This window comes from Shewanella sp. Scap07 (assembly GCF_013394145.1).
Classification (GTDB): domain Bacteria; phylum Pseudomonadota; class Gammaproteobacteria; order Enterobacterales; family Shewanellaceae; genus Shewanella; species Shewanella waksmanii.
Window position 1 is genome coordinate 2,937,974 of sequence record NZ_CP041329.1, and the last position, 21,615, is coordinate 2,959,588.

Consider the following 21,615-nt stretch of genomic DNA (forward strand, 5'->3'; position numbering starts at 1 on the left):
TTACTTAAAGTGTTTAAGTAGCCAATATATAGGGCGTAAATCTTTACCGCCGATGTTTTTAAGCGGTGCCACTATCCAATTCGCCCACTGCCATGCTTTCATTTTAACACGCGCTGCCTGCCAGATAGTCTCGCCTTGCGCTTGTCGATACGCTTCAATAGCCGCGTCAACAATATCCTCATGTTCGCCAATATAGCGATATAAACTGTGGATATAAACAAGCAAGTCGCGCACCTGTTGGTCGTGGATATCTTGCTGGCTTTGGTTGGCTTCAAAATCGATAAATGCCACTTGCCCATCCTGCCAGCTAATATCTCTTAGTGCAGGCCGGCCATGGGCCAAACCCAATTGATGAAGTTCAGCGAGGGCAATGGCAGAATCGACAACCACTTGTTGTAATTGCACTTTAGGCGTTTTCGGATCGTATGCCCATTGGGTGACTGTGCGGCCCACATCAGCAACCACCAAATAATGGCTGCCGTGACTGACGAGTTGAGGCACTGCTGCGCCTTTTGCCGCTAAAGATTGCAAAGTGGCAATCTCTTTATGCAATGCTATATCAGGTTGTTGCTTCAAAAAACGCATTGCTCCGGTGAGTTTCTCGGCCTGTTTCAGCCAATAACGCTTACCTTGGTGCTCAAAACTCACAATACGTTCGCCAGCATGTTCAAGCAATTGCTGCTCAATAACATCAGCTAATGATTGACTCTTCACGCATCGACTCCCTGATAAAATAGCGCTGAATTATGCGCATTTACCAAGGGAAATGCAATGTTATCGGTATGGCAGGAGGGCTTAACGGCGTGAAAATAACCGATTCTATGCAGGTTAACAAACTGATATACGGGCCGATGAGCTTGCACTATTGTAAAGCTCACCAGCTCGATGTATTTGCCGTCAATCTGAATTACGCTTCAGATTGCAGTGGCTCAGCTTTGTTTTCTAATAGTACAGGAATACCATCGTTTATCGCATAAGCTAAGCGGTCAACTTTACAAATAAGCTGTTGTTTTTCTTTATTGTATTCTAACTTACCCTTACATACTGGGCAGGCAATAATATCCAGCAATTTTTTATCAAACGCCATTCGGGTTTCCTTTTTTATGCGCTAGTTGATGGTGAATCTTGGCCATCAACGCTGTTTCAAATTCGGTGGATAGCTTGGCACTTACCGGCAAATACCACCAGTTATCTTTTGCAAAATCGCGACATTTAACCGCATCTTTTTCGGTCATGATGACTAAGCCATTATCGCTAATCGCTTCAATGTCTGCGGCAGTCAACATTTGATGATCATCAAAACCATGTTGTTTTCGAGTGTTAAATCCAGCCTGAGATAGGGTGTCAAAAAATCGCTGCGGATTGCCAATAGCGGCGATGGCATGCCAATCATCACTAAGCGCTGGCGTTGCCCCTTGATACATAGGGTTAACTGGCCTAATGGCTTCGGTCACTAAGCTCATGGTTTCGCCTACTGTGGTGGCTATGCCATTGTTGATCACAAAATCCACGTGTTGTAAGCGCCATGCACCTTCACGCAACGGACCGGCAGGAATTAAACACCGATTGCCTAGTTGCCGCTGTCCATCTATCAATACCAGTTCAATATCTCGCGCTAAAGCATAATGTTGTAAACCATCGTCACTGATAACCACATCGATATCGTATTCATTAACTAGTGCTTGCGCAGCGGCAACCCGACTTGCACCAATCACCATAGGTACCGACGTCCGGCTTACAATCATTAATGGCTCATCACCCACCTGTTGTGCTTTGGATTGTGGCGTTACATGCCGCACACCTTCAAAGCTCACGCCATAACCACGACTAATCACACCGGGTTTGAGTCCATGCTGACGGAGCAGATTAATAAGATAGACAACCGTAGGCGATTTGCCACTGCCGCCGACTGTGATATTGCCTACCACAATGACAGGTGCATCAACACGAGTGGTTTGTTTGATCTTATAGGTAAACAAGCCCCGCCTTACCGCGGTAATTATGGCAAACAAGCCCGACAGTGGCAGCAACAATAGCCACAATAATCGGGTGCCTGCCGTGTGTTTTCCATACCACAACCGATTGACAAACGCCTGCATCTAACTACCGAACTGCATCTGATATAGGTTGTAGTACACACCTTGCTTAGCCAGCAAACTATCGTGGGTACCGCGCTCAATAATCTTACCTTGGTCAACCACCAAAATCTGATCAGCATTCTCAATCGTCGATAATCGGTGCGCAATCACAATTGATGTACGGTTCTGGCGAAGATTATCCAAACCGCCTTGAATGGCTTTTTCAGATTCAGTATCCAGAGCCGATGTTGCTTCATCTAACACCAGTAACGGTGCATCTCTTAATATCGCCCGGGCAATGGCAATGCGTTGACGTTGGCCGCCTGATAACATCACGCCATTTTCACCCACTTGGGTTTGCAACCCTTCAGGTAATTGTTCAATAAACTCCATCGCATTGGCTAACTGCGCTGCGTGCTCTATCTGCTCTTGGCTTACTACACCTGGGTAGGCATAGGCAATATTGGCGGCAATGGTGTCATTAATTAGCGTCACTTGCTGCGACACTAAAGCAACTTGGCTTCGAAGTGATGCTAATTTATAGTCTCGTAAACTGACATCATCTAACGTGATATCACCCGACTCTAAATCAGAATAAAAGCGTGTGATAAGGCTCGCAATGGTCGATTTACCCGAACCTGAGCGCCCTACTAACGCTAATGTTTCGCCAGGTTTGACACTGAAATCGACACCGTCTAATGCTAAGCCCTCTTGATTATTGTATCTAAAATCGACCTGTTTGAAGCTTAAGTGGCCATTGACGCGCTCGGTTTCAAAGGTACCTTTATCGGTTTCCGCAGGTACATCTAATAGCTCAAAAATCGTGGTACATGCCGCGATACCGCGCTGAAACTCAGCGTTAACGCGAGTCAGACTCTTAATTGGTTGTAACATAGCTAACATTGCCGCCAGAATCGTGGCAAACGTACCTGCGGTTAAATCCGCTTTCATGCTGTCTAAGCTAGAGGCGTATAACACAAACGCCAACGCAAATGAGCCAATGACCATCACTAACGGCTGACTGATTGACTGCGCAAGTGCCAGTTTCATCGTACGCGAGCGATTGTCATCATTGACCTTAGCAAAGCGCTTAGATTCGGTATCTTGACCACCAAACACCAGCACATTTTTATGGCCTTTAATCATCTGCTCAGTGACTGACGTTACGCCACCCATCGCCGCTTGAATTTGCTTGGACACCTTACGGAACTTGCGACTCACTACCGCGATAACTAAACCGATTAACGGCCCAACAATCAAAATGCACAGCGACAATTTCCATGAGTTATAAAACATCACCCCAAGCATACCAATAACGGTAATACCGTCGCGCACAATAGTAATCAGCGCGCTTCCAGATGCTCTGGCTATCTGTTCGGTATCGTAAGTCACCCGTGAAATCAGATTACCGCTGCTTTCTGAATCGATGTAGCTAACCGGTAAACGTAGATAATGCTCAAACACTTGCTGACGCATATCCATGATCATTCTGGCACTGATATAGGAAATACCGTAGGTAGACAGGAAGTTAGCGAGGCCACGCAGCGTAAACAAGCCTACCACCACAAATGGTGCCATGCGCAACACATCGTTGTCGGAATCAAAGCCCGCGCCCATTCCTAGATCTACTGCACTGACTGCACCAGTCGCTGAATCAGGAATATTGCTGGCGAAACCTTGATCGATAAAAGGCTTAATTGAATAAATAAATGTTGCATCGACAAGTCCATAAAGAATCAAGCCGAATACCGACAAACATAGCACCCCTTTTAATGGCACAAAATAAGTTAACAGTCGCAGAAATACTACGCGAACTTCACTTTGAGAAGATGTCGTCATTTAATAATCTATACTTAAGAACAAAGGTAACATTCTACTCGCTAATCTTATTCTCACCAAACTCAAACAGGCTGTTATACCAAAATGGCGCAAAATCTGAGCGATATGCCTTCACTTGCATACCTAAGTGAGTAAATTTTACGCTAACCTGCCCTTGTTCTCCGGCAACATAGCTCAACGAATCGACGTCATGATAGCGTTCCATGACGGCAGTTTTTGGCAAACCATAGCGATTTTGATAACCCGCTGGTACCAAAGCAAGTAGTGGTGAGATCTGGTTAACAAATTCAGGGGTTGATGAGGTTAAGCTACCGTGGTGAGGAACAATCAACACATCTGCTGTTAAATGTGGATAGCGTTTCATTAATTGCCGCTCACTACTGGCCTCAATATCGCCGGTAAACAATACCGTGTACTGGCCATCAGAAAGCAGCAACACACATGAACCATTATTGCCTGCACGGTTTTCAATTGGCAGCAAAAACTGCAATGAGAGTTGTTGCCAGCTCAGCTTACTGGGTCGACAATGATTTGCTTTACCGTCACGGTTAGCATGACTGTCGCTAATCAAATGTAAATCTGGATAGCGCGCATAAACCTGCTCTACTCCACCGGCATGATCATTATCATCATGGCTGACAATGAGATAATCAACCTCACTTATGCCGCGAGCCGCCAAAAAAGGCAACAGGCTGCGCTCAGCATAGCTGAACTGCCCGAAAGCCGCGCCAGTGTCATACACAATCGCCCGGTTTCCTGATTGCACCACTAAGCTTAGCCCTTGGCCCACATCAAGCATGTGCAGTTGCCAATCGCTTTTATCAGTGGGCACTACGGGCATCAATAGGCTTACTGCTAAAGGGAGCTGTAGCGCCAGTGCTAAGGTTCGCCAGCGCCAAGTTTTGACAACAAAAAGGACAATGACGCCAACTAAACAAAAAATGAGCGCCGCACTTTGCACTTCAGATATGCTCCACCACGCACCGGGTAACGCTAATAATTGTTGATAAAGATAATCAACTGGCACGAGAAGCACATCAATAACTCTGGCCGGCCAATAAACTGCATTCTCAGTGGCGCTAAAGGATACTTCAACTGGACTTGCCAAATCGGGCATTGCAAAACCCTGCTCACCATTAGCCAAACCGCTTATAAAGTTAGACCCGCTAAAAACGACTAAAGTCATGGCTAATAGAGCGAAACAAGCCGGAATGATAACTAAACTAAAATAAGGCACTAAGAGTAAATTAACCAGCAAGCTATAGGGCGCGACACCACCAAATAAAATGCCTTGTAGCACGCTCATTAAGACAGTTAAGCGCCACTGAATCGCCCATAAACGTTTTGCTGCGTCGGTGAGCCTTGCACGCCAATGGTGCGGTTTTTTATCACTGGGATTTAATGAGGTTAATTGGCCAGCATCACGGCTTGCTGGTAATAAGTAGTACATCGAAAATATTATGCTAATCGCTGCAAAAGATAACCAAAATCCAGCACCGAGCAGACTGGCGGGATCCACCAGTAACACCAGAAACAGTGCCCAAAGTAAGCGCTCATAGGGCTGACTATAACGCTTGATGATGCCAAGTATCGTGAGCACCAGTAACATAATCAGCGCCCGAGTCGTAGGCAGAGCAAAGCCCGACAACGCAGCATATCCGATGCAAGCCAGTACCATGACAACAGTGGCGATAAACCAATTTCTCATGCCATGGCTTATACTTAGGTATTTGAGTATCAAAAAGCACAAGCCAAAGCTCCACATGGCCACCACGGTCAAATGCAAACCTGAAATTGATACCAAGTGGCCGGTGCCCGATAAACGCAGCGCTTGCCAACGCTCGCTACCTATAGCGGATTTATCGCCAAATTGCAGTGCCTGAATTAAATCGCCTTGTGACAACGTCCTCAATATAGGTTGGGCAAAGGCAAGCAACTCTTGGCGTAACGAGCTAGATTCACCGAGTTTGTGCGCGGCGATGATTCGACCTTTAGCAACAATATGACGATTGAGAAAGTAGCGCTGACTATTAAACCCGCCTTGATTCAATACCGAAGTAATTGATTTAGGTTTGAGAGTAAACTGCCATTGCTCACCGACTTGTATCTTGTCGGGCTTTTGCCATGAAACCCGCATTTTTTGTGAAGGATGTTGCAAAATTTTTGCATCTAACAGGCGAATATCCATACTAATCCAGTCGCTGTTTTGATTAACTAGTGATATGATTTCCGCCCTCACGACAATCTCACCATTAGTAGAGGTTGACGGTAGAGTTAACATTTGAGTAAAAAATAGACTTAGCCAGCCCAAGGAAAACAGACAACCAGAAAGTATGGGTGCCCTTTTGATGACCACCACGGCCATCAACAAGGTAAGCATTGCCCATAAGTTAGATAATAGATTTGGCCATAAAAGTGAAGAAATACTGGCTATCACGTAGCCGAACATAAATCGATTCATAACAGATAAGTTAAGACTGTAATCCGACGCTATGCCAAAAAAATTCATCGAAAGATTCATGCCAAAACCAGAAACATTGCAGAACCATAAACATCTGCGCATGTTTGGCAAGCTGTTACATAAGCCTAACCTCTGGTCGTTGAATCGCCGTTCTGCTCCCAAAGCATTTGCTGTTGGACTATTTGTTGCTTGGATCCCGATGCCTTTTCAAATGGTGCTTGCCGCGGCATTGGCAATAATGTTCAACTGCAATTTACCCGTCGCTGTGGCCCTCGTTTGGATCACAAACCCAATCACTATGCCGTTTATGTTTTACGCCGCTTATATGCTGGGGGCGAAAATACTCAATCATCCACCACAAGCGTTTGCATTTGAGGCCAGTTGGCAATGGATAGAGGCCTCTATCTCTACCATTGGCCCACCATTTATCGTCGGCTGCTTAGTACTTGGTGTTATTTTTGCGGTGATCGGCTACTTCACTATCCATAACCTGTGGAAGTACTCGATACTGTTTAAATGGCGCGCACGCAATTAGCCACAATTCAATAAGTCATCGCGGTGGCTCACACGGCATTAAGCATAAATCGCTGGCTTTATGAAACTCATCAAACAAATCCACTTTCTGTCCGCAAAATTCAATGGTTAATCCTCCGTCCTATTAGCGGCGAGGCTGGCTAACATGTGATAAGCTTTGCAACATAATGATTACAGGTGTTGCTCGCTTTACTCGGCATTGCTAGCGCATGTGAATGCTCACGATAACATTGAATTCTGGAGTCATCTTGCTTAAACGCCTCAGTATAATTAGTCTATTTTTACTGCCCTTTTTTGCTTGTTCTGTGGCCGGTTTTCAAGGCGATATTAACGAACTAGAGCAGCAATTAAGTACGCTCAGCAGTGATGAAAAAATTACTCTATTACACCAAGCAAGTGACAAGATGACAGCCTGGCCACAAGCAGATCAAGGTCGATACTTTTTCTGGTTGGCGTTTGAATATGACCAGAGCAATCAGATGCAAAAAGCCATTGATTATTATAATAAAGCTATTGATATTTTAGGTCTGTTGCCACCGACTGAAGAATTAGTTAAAAGTCACTCTGGACGCTCTTATGCAACTTATCAACTCACCAATGATCCTCAACAGTTCTGTCCAGATCGCGAGCAAGCTTTGAGTTATGCCCAGCAACTAGACAATGCTGATTTGCTCGCACAAACCTTAACCCAAACAGCATTTTGCTTTGATCGTATGGGTAACTTTTCTTTAGGGATTCAGAGACTAGAAAAAGCCATGAAACTGGCGCAGGCAAGTCAGTTAACCCCAAATCGACAAGCAATGATATTTAATGCCACAGGCTTACTCTATCGCCGCAACGGTTTACATAGTCGTGCCTACGATAATTTACACAAAGCCTATGACTTGTGGCAAGAAGTCGACGACCGCCAAGATATGTTTAATATGCTGCACTCGCTAACAGGTGAAGCCATCGAATTAGGCCAGTGGAGTAAGACCAATCAACATGTAGAGCAAATGTTTACCATGGCGGAGCAGTCTCCCCAATTTGCCGATTTTGAATTTTTTGCCCTTTACAACGCAGGCCGCAACGCGCTAGCCCAAGGCGACTTTCAATTAGCCATTGAGTACCTTGAACAAGCCATCGCTAAGCAAGCGCTTACCCAAGAGCGATACTTTATTGCAGCAAGCTATATCACACTCGGTATTGCCTACGTAAGAGCTAAGCAAACCGGCAAAGCTGCGCAAATGGCGCAGCATTATTTAACTCATCCCGAGTTTAGTGGCCAGACGGAGCAACACAAACTCATCGCTAATAGCATCATTGCGTTAAATAATAACGACCCGCAAACCGCGGTGATCTCCCTCTATGAGCTATACGATTTAGAAAAACGTCTATTCTCAGCCAAAATTGATAACCAAGTGGTCTATAGCGCATTAGATCACGCAGCGCAGCTTGCCGAATTCGAAAATTTGCTGTTGGAAAATAAATTATCAATCAATCAACTACGATTGAATACTGAAAAAGATAAACAGCATATCTCGCAACTGACTACGGCATTATTTGGCTTAATGAGTTTAGTGTTGGTGGCTCTCACCGTGTTCTTATTCCAATCTCGGCGCTTTTTTAAGCACAGTGCCCAAACGGACTACTTAACCGGCATTGCTAATCGCCGGTTTACTATGGAAGCGGGCGAGAAAGCACTGATGCGATCGATTAAACGACAGCGACCCTTGTCCTTACTGATTTTCGATATCGACCATTTCAAACGCATTAATGATACCTACGGCCACGATGTGGGTGATAAAGTGATTAAAGCGGCCGCAACTCGAGCCAAGCAAGTGTGCAACACGCAAAAATACAGCACTGTGGGTAGGATAGGTGGTGAAGAGTTTTTGGTTATACTGCCCAATGTTGACCAACAACAGGCAAGGACACTGGCGCAATCACTTCTACATGCCATTGCAGACCAACCGGTGCAATTAAAACAACAAGCGATTACATTCACCGTCAGTATTGGTGTGAGTACATTAACCGAGGCAAGCAATAGCCTACCTCTGTTAATCAATCAGGCTGACAGCGCCCTGTATAAAGCCAAGCACAAAGGCCGTAATTGTGTCATTGTCGCCGACACTGACACCCCCTTGTAGCGGTTAGCGCCCTGCCAATGCACGTGCTGGCGGGGTTTGACTGGCTTTCCAGGCTGGATAGAGCGTGGCAATTAAACTCATGGCAAATGCCAAACTCACCACAAGTCCCACATCTTGCATCATTAGTTTCGAGGGAAGAAAATCAATAAAATACACATCGGTAGACAGAAATTTAACCGCAAATAATTGCTCGATAAACAACGCGATTTGACTCAAATTACTTGCCACCAGCACACCCAACCCCGCACCTAATAGACAGCCTAGTACGCCATTTAATGCCCCTTGCACAATGAATATCCCCATCACTGCGACTCGGCCCATGCCCATCGTCAGTAATATGGCAATTTCAGACTGCTTATCTCTGACCGCCATCACCAGTGTTGATACGATATTGAAACAAGCTACAGCAATCACCAGCGCTAGCACCAGATACATTATCGTGCGCACCAATTGAATATCTTGATATAAATGCCCTTGAGTACGAGTCCAGTCACTAAGATAGACATATTGATGCTGACTGTAGCCTAAGTCTCTAATTAATTGCGGCGCTTGAAAAAGATCAGCAACTTTAATCCGTAAACCCGACACCCCGTCGCCTAACCCTAACACTTGCGCGCCATACTGCATGGGTATATACGCCGTGGCCATATCCAGCTCACCGCCTATTTGGAATACACCGGCAACGGTAAAACGATGGCTCTTGGCCGCCCCTAAACGACTGGTCTTGGCGCCCATTTCCGGCATATATAAACTTAACGTATCGCCCACTTGCAGTGATAAGGAATCCGCAAGTCCTTTACCTAGCACAATATTATTACTATTAGTGGCTAAGCTTTGCCAAGCACTGTCAGACATAAAATCTGCAATATTAGATACTTGCGCTTCATATTCCGGTAGTACTCCCACCACCGACAACCCTTGAAAACCACCCGGCTTTTGGATCAAACCTTGAATGCGAACAAATGGTGCACTTGCTGTAATGCCGACAATTTTATTGGCATCACTGGCAACCGCTGGCCAGTTTTGCAATGGCTCATTCACTCCGGTTAGCTCACCGTGAGAAACCACGCCTAACAAACGATGTTCAAGCTCATCTTCAAAGCCATTCATAGCCGATAACACCACGATAAGCACTGCTACACCGAGTGCAATACCCGCGGTTGAAGCAAACGAGATAAAGCTAATAAACCGATTAGATTGCCGGGCACGATAAAAACGCCAGCCCACCCAAAGCGATAACAATGGCTTCATGCTGGCGCCTCAAGTGCATTGAGTACACCATCTTTCATGGTCAGCTGTCGATCCATTCTATTGGCAAGTTGGGGGTCATGAGTCACGATAACAAAGGCGGTTCCCAATTGTTCACCCAACTCACGAATTAAGTCATACACCGCATCACCACTAGCCGCATCTAGATTACCCGTAGGCTCATCCGCAAGTACGAGCTTAGGTTGATTGATCAACGCCCGTGCTATCGCGGTACGCTGGCGCTCACCGCCAGACATCTCTGCAGGTGTATGCTGTAAACGATGGCTTAGACCCACTCGGGTCAGTAATTCGGTCGCCTGTTGTTCAACCTCAGTGCGGTTGCGACCTTCGATTAACCCTGGCATAGCCACATTTTCTAGCGCGGTAAATTCAGGCAACAGATGGTGAAATTGATAGATAAACCCTAAGTCTTGATTGCGCACGCTCGCCTGTTTCGCGGTCGTTAACTGATAAAGGTCTTGGCCCAGCATTTTTACTTGGCCGCTGCTAGGTTTATCTAGTGTGCCCATAATATGCAGCAACGTACTCTTACCTGAACCCGAAGAGCCAATAATTGCCACCAGTTCTCCGGCAACAATTTCAAGGTTAACGTCATGCAACACCTGGGTGTCGATATTGCCCTCTTTAAAGTGCTTACTAACTTGGTTCACTTCAAGTAATACGGCGGGCGTTTGTTGATTATTCACTATTCATATCTCAATGCTGTAGCGGGTTGAACATTTGCTGCTCGCAGCGCTGGGTATACCGTGGCTAAAAAGGTGATCACTAACGTGCCAACAATAATACCGGAAATTTGATTGATACCGATCTCGACCGGCAAACTGGTACCGGCGCCCAGCACCGATACGCCCAACACACTTAAAATGCCATTCAAGTTTAATGTGACAAAAATACCGATGATCAAACCGGCAATTAAGCCCAGAATCGCATTAAGTGAACCTTGGATCATAAAAATACCCATCACGGTGCCGGTTGTCAGCCCTTGCGTCTTGAGTACCGCCACATCGGTCGTCTTGTCTGTCACCATCATAACCAGAGCAGAGACGATATTAAATGCCGCTACTGCAATGATCAGGCTAAGCATCAGCGACATCATGTTCTTTTCCATTTTAACCGCCGCAAACAAGTGGCCGTAACTATCACGCCAGTCGGTAATGCTCACCTGCAGTCCTTGATGCTGATAGCTTTGCTCAATAGCCGATTTAAGTGATGCAGCTTTAAAGGGGTCTGACAAGTAGTAACGCAGTTGGTGAATATTGCCACTGGATTGGCGCATCAATCGTTGTGCGTCTTCAAAGTGTACATAAGCCAGTCCCGCATCAACTTGCGAGCCGGTTTCAAATACACCCGCCACGGTAAACTTTCGTTGGCTAGGCACTGGACCCAACGGCGAATAAACCACACCGTCACCACTGAGCACACGTACTTTTTCGCCAACGGTTAAATCGAGTCTGCGCGCCAGTTCATAGCCCAGAATAATGCGGTATTTGCCCGCCTCTAGCGCTGAAAAATCATTTCTCGTATTGGTGTTTTGTGGCTCAAATTCGGGGTAAATGCCATAAATTTGTGCTGCGCTCAAGCTTTTAGGCGCTTGCAACATCGCTTGGGTGCCAATACTGGGAGTAATGTTAACCACATCGCTCATTTGCAAAGACGGTTGACTGGCAGCCTGCCAATCGACAAGCGCCTGTTCACTGGTAACCGTTAATTGTGGCACAGCACCCAAAATACGTTGCTTTAACTGCCCTTCTAAGCCATTCATCACAGAACTAACAATAATCAGCGCTGCGACCCCGAGTAAAATGCCTGATACGGAGAAAAACGTAATAAATGACGCGAACGCATTAGCTTTGCGTGCCCGCCAATATCGAAAGCCTATATGAGCTGAAAGGGATAAATTCATGTATTGCCGTCGACTCTTTCGTAATCGAGCCTTGATAAATCATTAAGATGCGCACGATAATAGGGGTAATAGCTATAAAAATACAAGAGGCAATCCTTTTTGAGCGACACTAACGCCTATTTTAATGTTGATCATACCTTTAATGCCTATCTCGAGCCTTGGCCTACAGACCTCCCCTTGGCAACAGAAAGTGAATTGATGGCAATGCTACCCGTTGGGCTGCAGCTCATTAGCCAAGTAAAAGCTCTTGAAGCAAGTTGCTTGGTGCAGCTGCGCCATCTGGATGATGAAGCTAAGTCTGTTGTTGACTACTTAAAGCTGCAATCAAAGAAAATTGATTTGGTATTACAGCACGTTATTGAGCAACAGCAGCAACAAGGTGAATGCTATAAAGGTGTCAGTTTCGGTGGCAGTGGATTGCGATTAGTTAGCCCCACGGTTATCGACAAACAACACTATAAAGTCACGTTGCACATTCGCGAAGAACTGGTGTCCATTTTATGCATCGCCCACGTTGATACCATTACCGAGCAAGATGATGGCCTCTACCGCATTGACCTATCCTTTAGCCAAATCATTGAAGCCGACGTTGAGCAATTGGTAAAAGCCAGCTTAAGCGTGCAGCAAAAACAACTGCGGCAGCGAAAACAACGCAACCACCAGTCTTAAACTAACACCTCATCGCCGAGGCGCTAGGTTGGGTTGGCGGTTTTGTCAGCAAAATCTTGATTAACACAGAGATAAACTGGCACTAGCGTGCACAAGTCACTACAATATCGGGCACATTATTCGTCTTTAGGCAGTGTGTCCGTCTACATGAAACCGTTCTCAGTACTGACTCCTCCAGCAGTAAAAAGTGCTAAAACAGCGACAACGTTAAGTCAGCTTCAGGGTGCTTCTCAAGCGATATCCTTGGCCAATATTGCCAAGAAATACCAAGGGGTCACCTTAGTCGTTACCCACGACACGCCCAGCGCGCTACAACTCGAAATCGAATTGAGCTACCTATTAAAAGGCAGCGATGTGGCCGTTCTGCTGTTCCCTGATAGAGAAACACTGCCCTATGACAACTTTTCTCCCCATCAGGATTTGGTGTCTCAACGACTAGAGACACTGTCTAAAATACCGCTGGAGAGTCACAGCGTATTAATTGTCCCCATTGCCACATTGATGGTGCGACTGCCACCACAGTCCTTTTTAACAGGTAATGTGTTGCTGCTGAAACAAGGTGACACTTACCAATTAGAGCAAGTTCGCCAGCAACTGGTAGATACTGGCTATCATAAGGTTGAGCAAGTTTATGAGCATGGCGAGTTTGCTGTCCGTGGCTCAATCATTGATATTTTCCCAATGGGCTCAAATAAACCCTATCGAATCGAGTTGTTTGATGATGAGGTCGAATCAATTCGCCATTTTGATCCGGAAACCCAGCGCTCACAAGGGGCCATCAATAGTATTCGCCTATTGCCAGCAAAAGAGTTTCCTACCGACGATGCTGCGATAGAAGGCTTTAGACAACGATACCGTCGACAGTTTGATGTCGTAGTTAAAGAGCCTGAATCTGTCTACCAAATGGTCAGTCGGCATATTTTACCCGCAGGGATTGAGAATTACCTGCCACTGTTTTTTGACGATACAGCCACCTTATTTGATTACTTGCCTAGCGTGACTCAGCTAATCACTATCGGCGATATTGAGCAGGCAAGTAAACACCACTTAAAAGAGGTGCAACAGCGCTTTGAGAACCGCCGAGTCGACCCTCTGCGCCCTTTGCTGGCACCACAGATGCTGTATTTGTTGACCGAGCAAGTTTTTGAACAGTTTAAAACCCTACCGCGCATGTTGTTTAAAGGCGATAGCTATACCGGCACGGCCCATGCAGCAAATGTCCGCGCCCTGCCTGATGTCAGCTCTAATCACAAATTAAAGCAACCGTTAACCGCACTGCAAGATTACGCCAATAGTAATACCGCTATTTTATTTAGCGCCGAATCTGAAGGGCGCCGTGAAGCCTTATTAGAATTACTGGCTAAAATCGATATTAAACCGACGTTACATGATCATTTTGACGATTACATCGCCGCAAAAGATCAATACGGTTTAATTGTGTCACCATTGGCACAAGGGGCCATATTAACACTCAGTGCTAAGCGTGATATCTCTCTCATTTGCGAAACCGAACTATTCGGCCAACGAATTTCGCAGACTCGCCGCAGAGAAAAGCAGCGTCAAATCAGCAGTGATGCACTTGTCAAAGATTTAGCAGAACTCAAGGTCGGTCAGCCTATTGTGCATTTAGATCATGGTGTGGCTTGCTATCAAGGTTTAGAAACCCTGGATACCGGTGGCATTGTTGCTGAATATTTAAAGCTCGAATACGCCGGGGGCGACAAACTCTATGTACCCGTCGCCTCACTGCACTTAATCAGTCGTTACAGTGTCGGCCCCGACGAAGAAGCCAAACTCAACAAGCTTGGCAATGAAACATGGGCTAAAGCGAAACGCAAGGCAGTGGAGAAAATTCGCGATGTTGCCGCTGAGCTACTTGATGTGTACGCCAGAAGACAAGCAAGACCAGGCGATGCTTGCCGTATGGAACAGCAAGAATACGCTCAGTTTGCCAATAGCTTCCCATTTGAAGAAACCGTAGATCAAGAAACCGCCATTGATGCCGTGCTCACCGATATGTGCTCTCCCATTGCGATGGATAGACTCGTGTGTGGCGATGTTGGCTTTGGTAAAACAGAAGTTGCCATGCGTGCCGCGTTTGTCGCAGTTAACGATGGCAAGCAAGTCGCAATCTTAGTACCAACAACTTTGCTGGCTCAACAACACTATGAAAACTTTAATGACCGATTTGCAGATTGGCCGATAAAAATTGAGGTCATGTCGCGGTTTAAAACTGCCAAAGAGCAAACGGCAGTCATGAAGCAGCTTGAAGAAGGTAAAGTTGATATTGTGGTGGGTACTCACAAGCTTCTGCAGTCCGATGCTAAATTTGAAAATTTAGGTCTACTCATCATTGATGAAGAGCACCGCTTTGGCGTACGCCAAAAAGAGAAAATTAAGGCATTACGGGCCAATGTCGATATTTTAACCTTAACGGCCACACCGATACCTCGCACCTTGAATATGGCCATGTCGGGCATGCGCGATTTATCGATTATCGCTACCCCGCCGGCAAAACGTTTAGCAGTGAAAACTTTTGTTCGTGAATATGACGACGCCACAGTCAGAGAGGCATTACTGCGAGAGATTTTACGCGGTGGCCAAGTGTACTTCTTGCATAATTCCGTAGAGTCGATAGAGCGCCGAGCACGAGAAATTGAAGCCTTGCTGCCAGAGGCCAGAGTGATAACCGCCCACGGCCAGATGCGCGAGCGCGACTTGGAAAAAGTCATGTCTGACTTTTACCATCAAAAATACAATGTACTAGTGTGTACCACAATCATTGAAACGGGTATTGATGTTCCCACCGCAAATACCATTGTTATCGAACGTGCTGATAATTTTGGTCTAGCGCAGTTACACCAATTGCGTGGTCGTGTCGGGCGCTCACACCACCAAGCCTATGCCTACTTGATGACACCTCACCCTAAACGTATGACCAAAGATGCACGCAAACGCTTAGAAGCTATTGGTGCGCTGGAAGATCTAGGCGCCGGCTTTATGTTGGCGACACAAGATCTTGAAATTCGTGGCGCCGGAGAATTACTTGGTGACGAGCAAAGTGGCCACATTTCAAAAGTCGGCTTTACGCTTTATATGGAAATGCTTGAAGACGCGGTTAAATCACTCAAAGAAGGCAAAGAGCCATCACTTGACCACATGCTAAAAGGCCAATGTGAGATTGAATTACGCATACCCGCGCTGCTGCCCGAAGACTACGTCAGCGACGTTAATATGCGTTTATCCCTGTATAAACGCATTGCTAATTGTGATACCGAAAACGCCCTTGATGAGTTAAAAGTCGAATTGATCGATCGTTTTGGCCTGCTACCGGATGCCACCAAGCACTTATTAGCATTGTCGCTGTTTAAACATCAGGCTACGGCGCTAGGGGTAAGTAAAATTGAGATGCATGCTAAGGGTGGCAGTATTGAGTTTAACGATAACCACAAAGTAGATCCGGTGTTTATCATCAACTTATTACAAAGCCAACCACAAAACTATCGTATGGATGGACCAAGTAAGTTAAGATTTATCATGCCAGCCGAAACAGCGAAAGATAGATTAGAATTGATCAAACTGTTGTTGTCGCAACTATCACAACACCGCATTGGAGAGTAATGTGTTTAAACCTTGTTGGTTCATCAAGCTAGGCTTGAGCCTATCCATACTGGCTAGTTTGCAGGTCAGTGCCCAAGAAGAGCGTTGGTTTGAAGTTGAAATTTATCTATTTGAGCGCCAAAGTCAAAGTATTGAACAGGCACCCGAAGAGGTCGCGTTGGTTTCAACCAACAATGCGATTGATATGATCACACCAGAAATCTATACCGATATCTCCGCTGCGAGCGCTGGTTTGTCAGGCTGCTCGGCGCAGGATTGGTTGAATACCCCCGATGAGTGTAATAATCAATTAACCACCACCACTCTCACCCACCCAACTCACGTCGGTCCCTTAGTCGCAAGTCACGCGCTACAATATGCGACAAGTGGCGGCACCACGGTTTTATTGTCAGAACAACAAAATCAATTTGCAGAGATAGTCAGTAAACTGTCCCGTGAGCCTGGTAACCAGAGCTTACTGCATATGACTTGGCAGCAATCCATGCTGCCTCGCCACCAAACCAAGCCCATTAGGCTCTATGCCGGTAAGGACTTTTCTGAAGCGTATGAGGCAAATGGCTATCCAATTGTGCCCACCACGACATTTGATATTCCCAGTTTTGATTTCCTCATCTCACAGTTTGATGAACCGGAGATCACGCCAGTATGGCAACTCGATGGTCTGATGAATATTTATTTAGACCACTACCTGTATGTGGAAACTCAGTTGGCGTTGCGCCAGGAAGGCATGAAAAAAGCGCTTCCCACACTGGAGGCCGCAACATTGGCTGAGTCGAATATCGAACAAGAGGAAAGCCTACAAGCCACTCCTTTCCTGTTTGCATTGCCTTTAACGCAAAATCGACGCTTACGTAGTGAACAGATTCATTATTTTGACCATCCTAATATGGGGCTAGTATTACAGATCCGTAAAATGGTCCAGCCAGATGAGCTAGAAGAAGTGGATGGTGAGCGAATTATACCGTTAGCTAAATAATACTAAAATCGAGGTAGATTTCCTCTGCCTCGTCTTGCTCCACATAGACAGAATCAACCCTAGCCATCGGCGAGCCTTGTGCTAGCCAATCAAGCAATGCTTGAGCCGCAATTTCACCACCTTGCATCAACACCTCAACCTCGCCACTGGTTAGATTGCTCACATAACCGGTTAAGCCGAGTTCATTGGCTTTGTCTAAGGTGTAACGTCTAAAAAATACGCCCTGTACTTTACCTGTAACAGTCACCCGTAATCTTTGCATCAACGCTTCCCTTTTCTAACCCAAAATTGAAATCACACAGCCTAACCCTATAAAAAGTAGCAGCCTTATCAGGAAAGCAGCAACTTAATCATGGCATTAACTTGGGTCATCAGTAGATTTTGACGGGTTATATCACTCAAAAAAAAACAGCTAACCAAAACGTGTTAGCTGCATCGGGCGACATACGCAAACTGGTAAGAAAACGGATAATCTGGATAAATGTATCATGATGTATCACGACTAATTTACGGCGCTACTTTACACTGGATATCGCAACATTTAAATAGCATTTAGACATAAACCCTGATTTTATCTTCTTACGTGATCCTGATCACTACTAAAGTGCGACTTGATAGGGGAATAATCTATAGAGGTGTTTAAGAGAGATGTACAGATAGAGCATTTAATACAACAACTTAAATGCTCATATTTGTAGAAAAACTAGCAGTTCTTAAAAGATTTGATTTGCGGTAAATGTTGCGCTAGAGAAGCAAACTTATGGTCCTGCTCTTCATCCCAAATAATTTGGTAATAAGGGTCCAACAAATTGGCTACAAGTTGATTGTCATTAACCTGATCGTTTCTGGCGAGAATACATAGCACGTTGTCACGATTTTTTTGCCTAAACTGACTAACACATTTATTGGCAATGTCTGCATATTCTTCAGGCCGGTCAATCTTACCCTGCATATTATCTTCAGGATTTAAATTAGGATTAATCATTACGGTAGGCAACTGATTTAAGAAACCTATTCGTTCAGCCCAATAGGCACCTAAGCCCACACCGACAATCAAGGGTTTGTCATCATCTGTTAACTTAAGCTGCTTACTAACCTCATTCAGTAGATATTGCATATCGTGCCGAGGATGTAAGGTACTGTAACTCACCAATCTTACGTCATCATCGACAAACTGCAATTGGCGCATCTTATCGTGGTTGCCAGGACTGGTGGCATCAAAGCCGTGTAAATACAGAATCATTGTTATACCTGCTTTACCAAAGTATCAATAACGGTAGCTAAGCTTTCTCTAAAGTCATAGCCTAATAGATCACACTTTAAGCGCTTGGATTGTTTCTGCAAGTTTTTTTGCATCTAACCATCGTTGCTCATTGGCAAGTGCGGTGGCGGTTTGGGCTTTATCGCTGCACAACCTCGCGGCCATATTCTCAGGTACGGGTTCAGGCCATGTAAACTCATTGAGCAGCTCGCAAATACCTTGACTGTCATTACACAATAAAATCATATTGCAACCCGCATTCAGCGCAGCTTGTGCTCGCTGTTGATAGCCACCTACAACCCCTGCACCCTTCATGCCCAGATCATCTGAAAAAATCACCCCATCAAAAGCTAATTGCTGACGTAATACCGTTTGTAACCAATATTCGGAAAATCCTGCCGGGTTAGGATCAACTTGATCATAAATAACATGCGCAGGCATAACACCTTGCAATCGCGACTGCGCCATTAACGTTTTAAATGGCTGCATATCAAGTGCCTCAATCTCCGCTTTGGTACGCGAGTCAACGGGCTTAGCCACATGGGAGTCTGCTTGAACACTGCCATGACCGGGAAAATGTTTACCGACAGCTGCCATTCCGGCTTGGTTCATTCCTTCTATAAAACGATCGGCCAGTTTGGTCACTTCTGCGGGATCTTGACTAAACGCTCTGCGCCCAATCACTTCACTTATCCCATTGACATCTAGCACCGGGGCAAAGCTTAAATCAATATCGCAACTTAACAGCTCTATCGCCATAAGATAACCGAGTTCGACACACCATTCACTGGCTAATGCAATGTTCCCCTGTGCTGCGGGCAGTATGTCTCCCATAGCAGGAATGGCGGTGAAATCCTGCCGAAATCGCTGTACGCGGCCACCTTCATGGTCAACAGCTATCAGAATATTTGGCGCAACCTCCCTGACTGAATCTATGAGCTTACACAGTTGCTGCCTATCTTGATAATTTCGGCTAAACAGGATTAATCCACCCACCATAGGGTGCTGTAATTGACTAAGCTCCAGCTCTGAGGCTTCAGTCCCCAGCAAATCCATCATTAAATAACTCACACAACCCCCAAACAAAGCTAACCATTGAAAAACTGAAAACAAAGTTATAGTACAAAACTAAAACTATAAGACATTAATTAATAAAGATTAACTTATCACTCATTCATAATAAACATGATAACAAAGTATTAATATTTCTAATCTGATAAACGTCATTGAAAAAATCTAATGCCATCAATTGCGACAAACTATGGGATACTGAATGCTAGCTGCAATTCGACTATGACAAGACTAACATAACAGCCCGAGAATACGGTGTATGACGCACATAAATTCACGTATTGGCCTAGAATTGAAGCAGCAGAAACAAATATAACAAAAGAAACAAGCAGGGTTTTATCATGATTAGTGTATTTGACATGTTCAAGATCGGTATCGGGCCATCGAGCTCCCATACCGTTGGGCCAATGAAAGCTGGCAATATTTTTATCAACGACCTATCTGAACATGGTCATATTGACGCCACAGATGAATTGCGTTCGGAACTTTTTGGCTCACTGGGTCAAACAGGTAAAGGCCACGGCACCGGTAAAGCGGTGATTTTGGGCCTAATGGGTGAAGCGCCCGAAACCGTTAACACAGATAATATTGACCAAATCCTTACTCAAGTAGAACAACAACAAACGTTAACTATGGCTTGCGGTAAAACCGTGTTGTTTACAAAAGAGAATGGCATTACCTACCACCGCCGTAAAAGTCTACCTGCTCACGCTAACGCAATGACGTTGTACGCATACAGCAAAGGCGAATGTATATACCAACGTACCTATTACTCAGTAGGTGGCGGATTTATTCTCGATGAAGATGAGATCACCGCACAAGATGCCTCGCCTGCGGCTCCTATCATCTCAGCGCCCCATGATTTTAATAGCGCCAAAGAATTGCTAGATTGCTGCACAGAAAATGGATTAAGTATCTCTTCATTAATGATGGAAAATGAGCTTAGCATTGCCTCAGAAGACGATGTTAAACAACAGTTATGGCACATTTGGCAAACAATGAAGAACTGTGTCGAACGTGGCTATCAAAAAGAAGGTATTTTACCAGGTGGACTCAAATTACGTCGCCGTGCACCCGCAATGTATCGCCGCTTAAAAGCGGAAGGCAAGCATAGTGTCGATCCACTTATGGCGATGGACTGGGTCGATTTATTTGCCTTATCAGTTAATGAGCAAAACGCCGCTGGTGACCGAGTAGTAACCGCACCAACCAATGGTGCTGCGGGAATTATTCCCGCGGTATTATGCTACTACGACATGTTTGTTCAAAAGGTCGATATCGATATTTGCTGCCGCTATCTGCTGACAGCTGCCGCTATTGGTATCTTATATAAAAAGAATGCCTCTATTTCAGGTGCAGAGGTTGGCTGCCAAGGCGAAGTCGGTGTGGCTTGTTCAATGGCCGCCGCGGCATTAACAGAGATAATGGGTGGCACGGTTGAGCATGTTGAGAATGCTGCTGAAATTGGTATGGAGCATAATCTTGGCCTGACTTGCGACCCAGTGGGTGGCTTAGTGCAAGTCCCTTGTATTGAGCGTAACGCCATGGGGGCAGTAAAGGCCATCAATGCTTCACGTATGGCCCTTAGAGGGGATGGTAACCATAAGGTTTCACTTGATAAAGTGATAAAAACCATGATGGATACCGGTAAAGATATGCGCAGTAAATACAAGGAAACCGCTAAAGGCGGTTTGGCGGTAAATATTGTAGAGTGCTAATGACCCCACCCTGCCATCGGGGGAAGTCGCGTCCAAGATTGGTAGGCTAGACAAATAAAAAACCAACAAGTCAAACTTGTTGGTTT

At 45.4% G+C, this 21,615-nt stretch carries 17 protein-coding genes; 6 read left to right on the top strand and 11 right to left on the bottom strand.

The genetic code is table 11. From position 1 onward, the window contains the following. The 5 genes from FLM48_RS12850 to FLM48_RS12870 form a co-directional block, all read right to left on the bottom strand. On the bottom strand, window positions 1–714 hold the full coding sequence (locus tag FLM48_RS12850; protein WP_028772441.1) for a serine/threonine protein phosphatase: 714 nt from the start codon (window positions 712–714) through the stop codon (window positions 1–3). 193 nt (window positions 715–907) lie between these two features. Beyond that, window positions 908–1,087, bottom strand: coding sequence for a Trm112 family protein (locus FLM48_RS12855; protein ID WP_179024894.1), 180 nt, complete (start codon window positions 1,085–1,087; stop codon window positions 908–910). Further along, the gene (gene lpxK, locus FLM48_RS12860) at window positions 1,077–2,099 is read right to left on the bottom strand and encodes a tetraacyldisaccharide 4'-kinase (protein WP_179024895.1); all 1,023 of its coding nucleotides are present in this window, start codon (window positions 2,097–2,099) and stop codon (window positions 1,077–1,079) included. Before lpxK ends, FLM48_RS12855 begins: the two co-directional genes overlap by 11 nt. After that, window positions 2,100–3,917, bottom strand: a complete 1,818-nt coding sequence (gene msbA / locus FLM48_RS12865; RefSeq protein ID WP_179024896.1) for a lipid A export permease/ATP-binding protein MsbA — start codon at window positions 3,915–3,917, stop codon at window positions 2,100–2,102. Window positions 3,918–3,951: 34 nt separating this feature from the next. Then, window positions 3,952–6,480, bottom strand: a complete 2,529-nt coding sequence (locus tag FLM48_RS12870; protein ID WP_306294384.1) for a DNA internalization-related competence protein ComEC/Rec2 — start codon at window positions 6,478–6,480, stop codon at window positions 3,952–3,954. Here FLM48_RS12870 and FLM48_RS12875 point away from each other — a divergent pair. Together FLM48_RS12875 and FLM48_RS12880 are read left to right on the top strand one after the other, a co-directional pair. Further along, the gene (locus FLM48_RS12875; protein ID WP_179024898.1) at window positions 6,410–6,913 is read left to right on the top strand and encodes a DUF2062 domain-containing protein; all 504 of its coding nucleotides are present in this window, start codon (window positions 6,410–6,412) and stop codon (window positions 6,911–6,913) included. The two genes, FLM48_RS12870 and FLM48_RS12875, sit on opposite strands and share 71 nt — an antisense overlap. Before the next feature lie 247 nt (window positions 6,914–7,160). After that, window positions 7,161–9,041: a tetratricopeptide repeat-containing diguanylate cyclase gene (locus FLM48_RS12880; RefSeq protein ID WP_179024899.1), complete on the top strand. Its 1,881-nt coding sequence runs from the start codon at window positions 7,161–7,163 to the stop codon at window positions 9,039–9,041. A 3-nt stretch (window positions 9,042–9,044) separates the two neighbouring features. Here FLM48_RS12880 and lolE read toward each other — a convergent pair whose 3' ends face one another. From lolE to FLM48_RS12895, 3 genes are read right to left on the bottom strand one after another with little or no spacing between them, the layout of a single operon-like run. Continuing rightward, a complete protein-coding gene (lolE, locus tag FLM48_RS12885) occupies window positions 9,045–10,292 on the bottom strand; it encodes a lipoprotein-releasing ABC transporter permease subunit LolE (protein WP_179024900.1) in 1,248 nt (415 codons plus the stop codon). Further along, window positions 10,289–10,996, bottom strand: a complete 708-nt coding sequence (gene lolD, locus FLM48_RS12890; RefSeq protein WP_028772449.1) for a lipoprotein-releasing ABC transporter ATP-binding protein LolD — start codon at window positions 10,994–10,996, stop codon at window positions 10,289–10,291. Before lolD ends, lolE begins: the two co-directional genes overlap by 4 nt. Next, window positions 10,996–12,213, bottom strand: a complete 1,218-nt coding sequence (locus tag FLM48_RS12895; protein WP_179024901.1) for a lipoprotein-releasing ABC transporter permease subunit — start codon at window positions 12,211–12,213, stop codon at window positions 10,996–10,998. The genes lolD and FLM48_RS12895 overlap by 1 nt, the downstream gene beginning before the upstream one ends. Window positions 12,214–12,312: 99 nt before the next feature. Here FLM48_RS12895 and FLM48_RS12900 point away from each other — a divergent pair, with 99 nt between their 5' ends. The 3 genes from FLM48_RS12900 to FLM48_RS12910 all read left to right on the top strand — a co-directional run bounded on the left by FLM48_RS12900 (window position 12,313) and on the right by FLM48_RS12910 (window position 17,479). Further along, window positions 12,313–12,882: a hypothetical protein gene (locus FLM48_RS12900; RefSeq protein ID WP_179024902.1), complete on the top strand. Its 570-nt coding sequence runs from the start codon at window positions 12,313–12,315 to the stop codon at window positions 12,880–12,882. Window positions 12,883–13,029: 147 nt separating this feature from the next. Beyond that, window positions 13,030–16,503 carry a transcription-repair coupling factor gene (gene mfd / locus FLM48_RS12905; protein WP_179024903.1) on the top strand — a complete coding sequence of 1,158 codons (3,474 nt, stop codon included), beginning with the start codon at window positions 13,030–13,032 and terminating at the stop codon, window positions 16,501–16,503. Window position 16,504: 1 nt separating this feature from the next. Continuing rightward, window positions 16,505–17,479 (top strand): peptidoglycan binding protein CsiV, encoded by a 975-nt coding sequence (locus FLM48_RS12910; RefSeq protein ID WP_245608399.1) that lies wholly within the window; start codon window positions 16,505–16,507, stop codon window positions 17,477–17,479. On the opposite strand, the gene FLM48_RS12915 is transcribed toward FLM48_RS12910, so the two are convergent. The 3 genes from FLM48_RS12915 to nagZ form a co-directional block, all read right to left on the bottom strand. Then, window positions 17,472–17,741 (bottom strand): acylphosphatase, encoded by a 270-nt coding sequence (locus tag FLM48_RS12915; protein WP_179024904.1) that lies wholly within the window; start codon window positions 17,739–17,741, stop codon window positions 17,472–17,474. The two genes, FLM48_RS12910 and FLM48_RS12915, sit on opposite strands and share 8 nt — an antisense overlap. 441 nt (window positions 17,742–18,182) lie before the next feature. Beyond that, window positions 18,183–18,722 carry an alpha/beta hydrolase YcfP gene (gene ycfP, locus FLM48_RS12920; protein WP_179024905.1) on the bottom strand — a complete coding sequence of 180 codons (540 nt, stop codon included), beginning with the start codon at window positions 18,720–18,722 and terminating at the stop codon, window positions 18,183–18,185. A gap of 69 nt (window positions 18,723–18,791) precedes the next feature. After that, window positions 18,792–19,811 (bottom strand): beta-N-acetylhexosaminidase, encoded by a 1,020-nt coding sequence (gene nagZ / locus FLM48_RS12925; protein ID WP_179024906.1) that lies wholly within the window; start codon window positions 19,809–19,811, stop codon window positions 18,792–18,794. Between the two features lie 341 nt (window positions 19,812–20,152). Between nagZ and FLM48_RS12930 the strand changes: the two genes are divergently transcribed. Beyond that, on the top strand, window positions 20,153–21,529 hold the full coding sequence (locus FLM48_RS12930; RefSeq protein ID WP_028772456.1) for an L-serine ammonia-lyase: 1,377 nt from the start codon (window positions 20,153–20,155) through the stop codon (window positions 21,527–21,529). Window positions 21,530–21,615 lie beyond the last annotated feature (86 nt).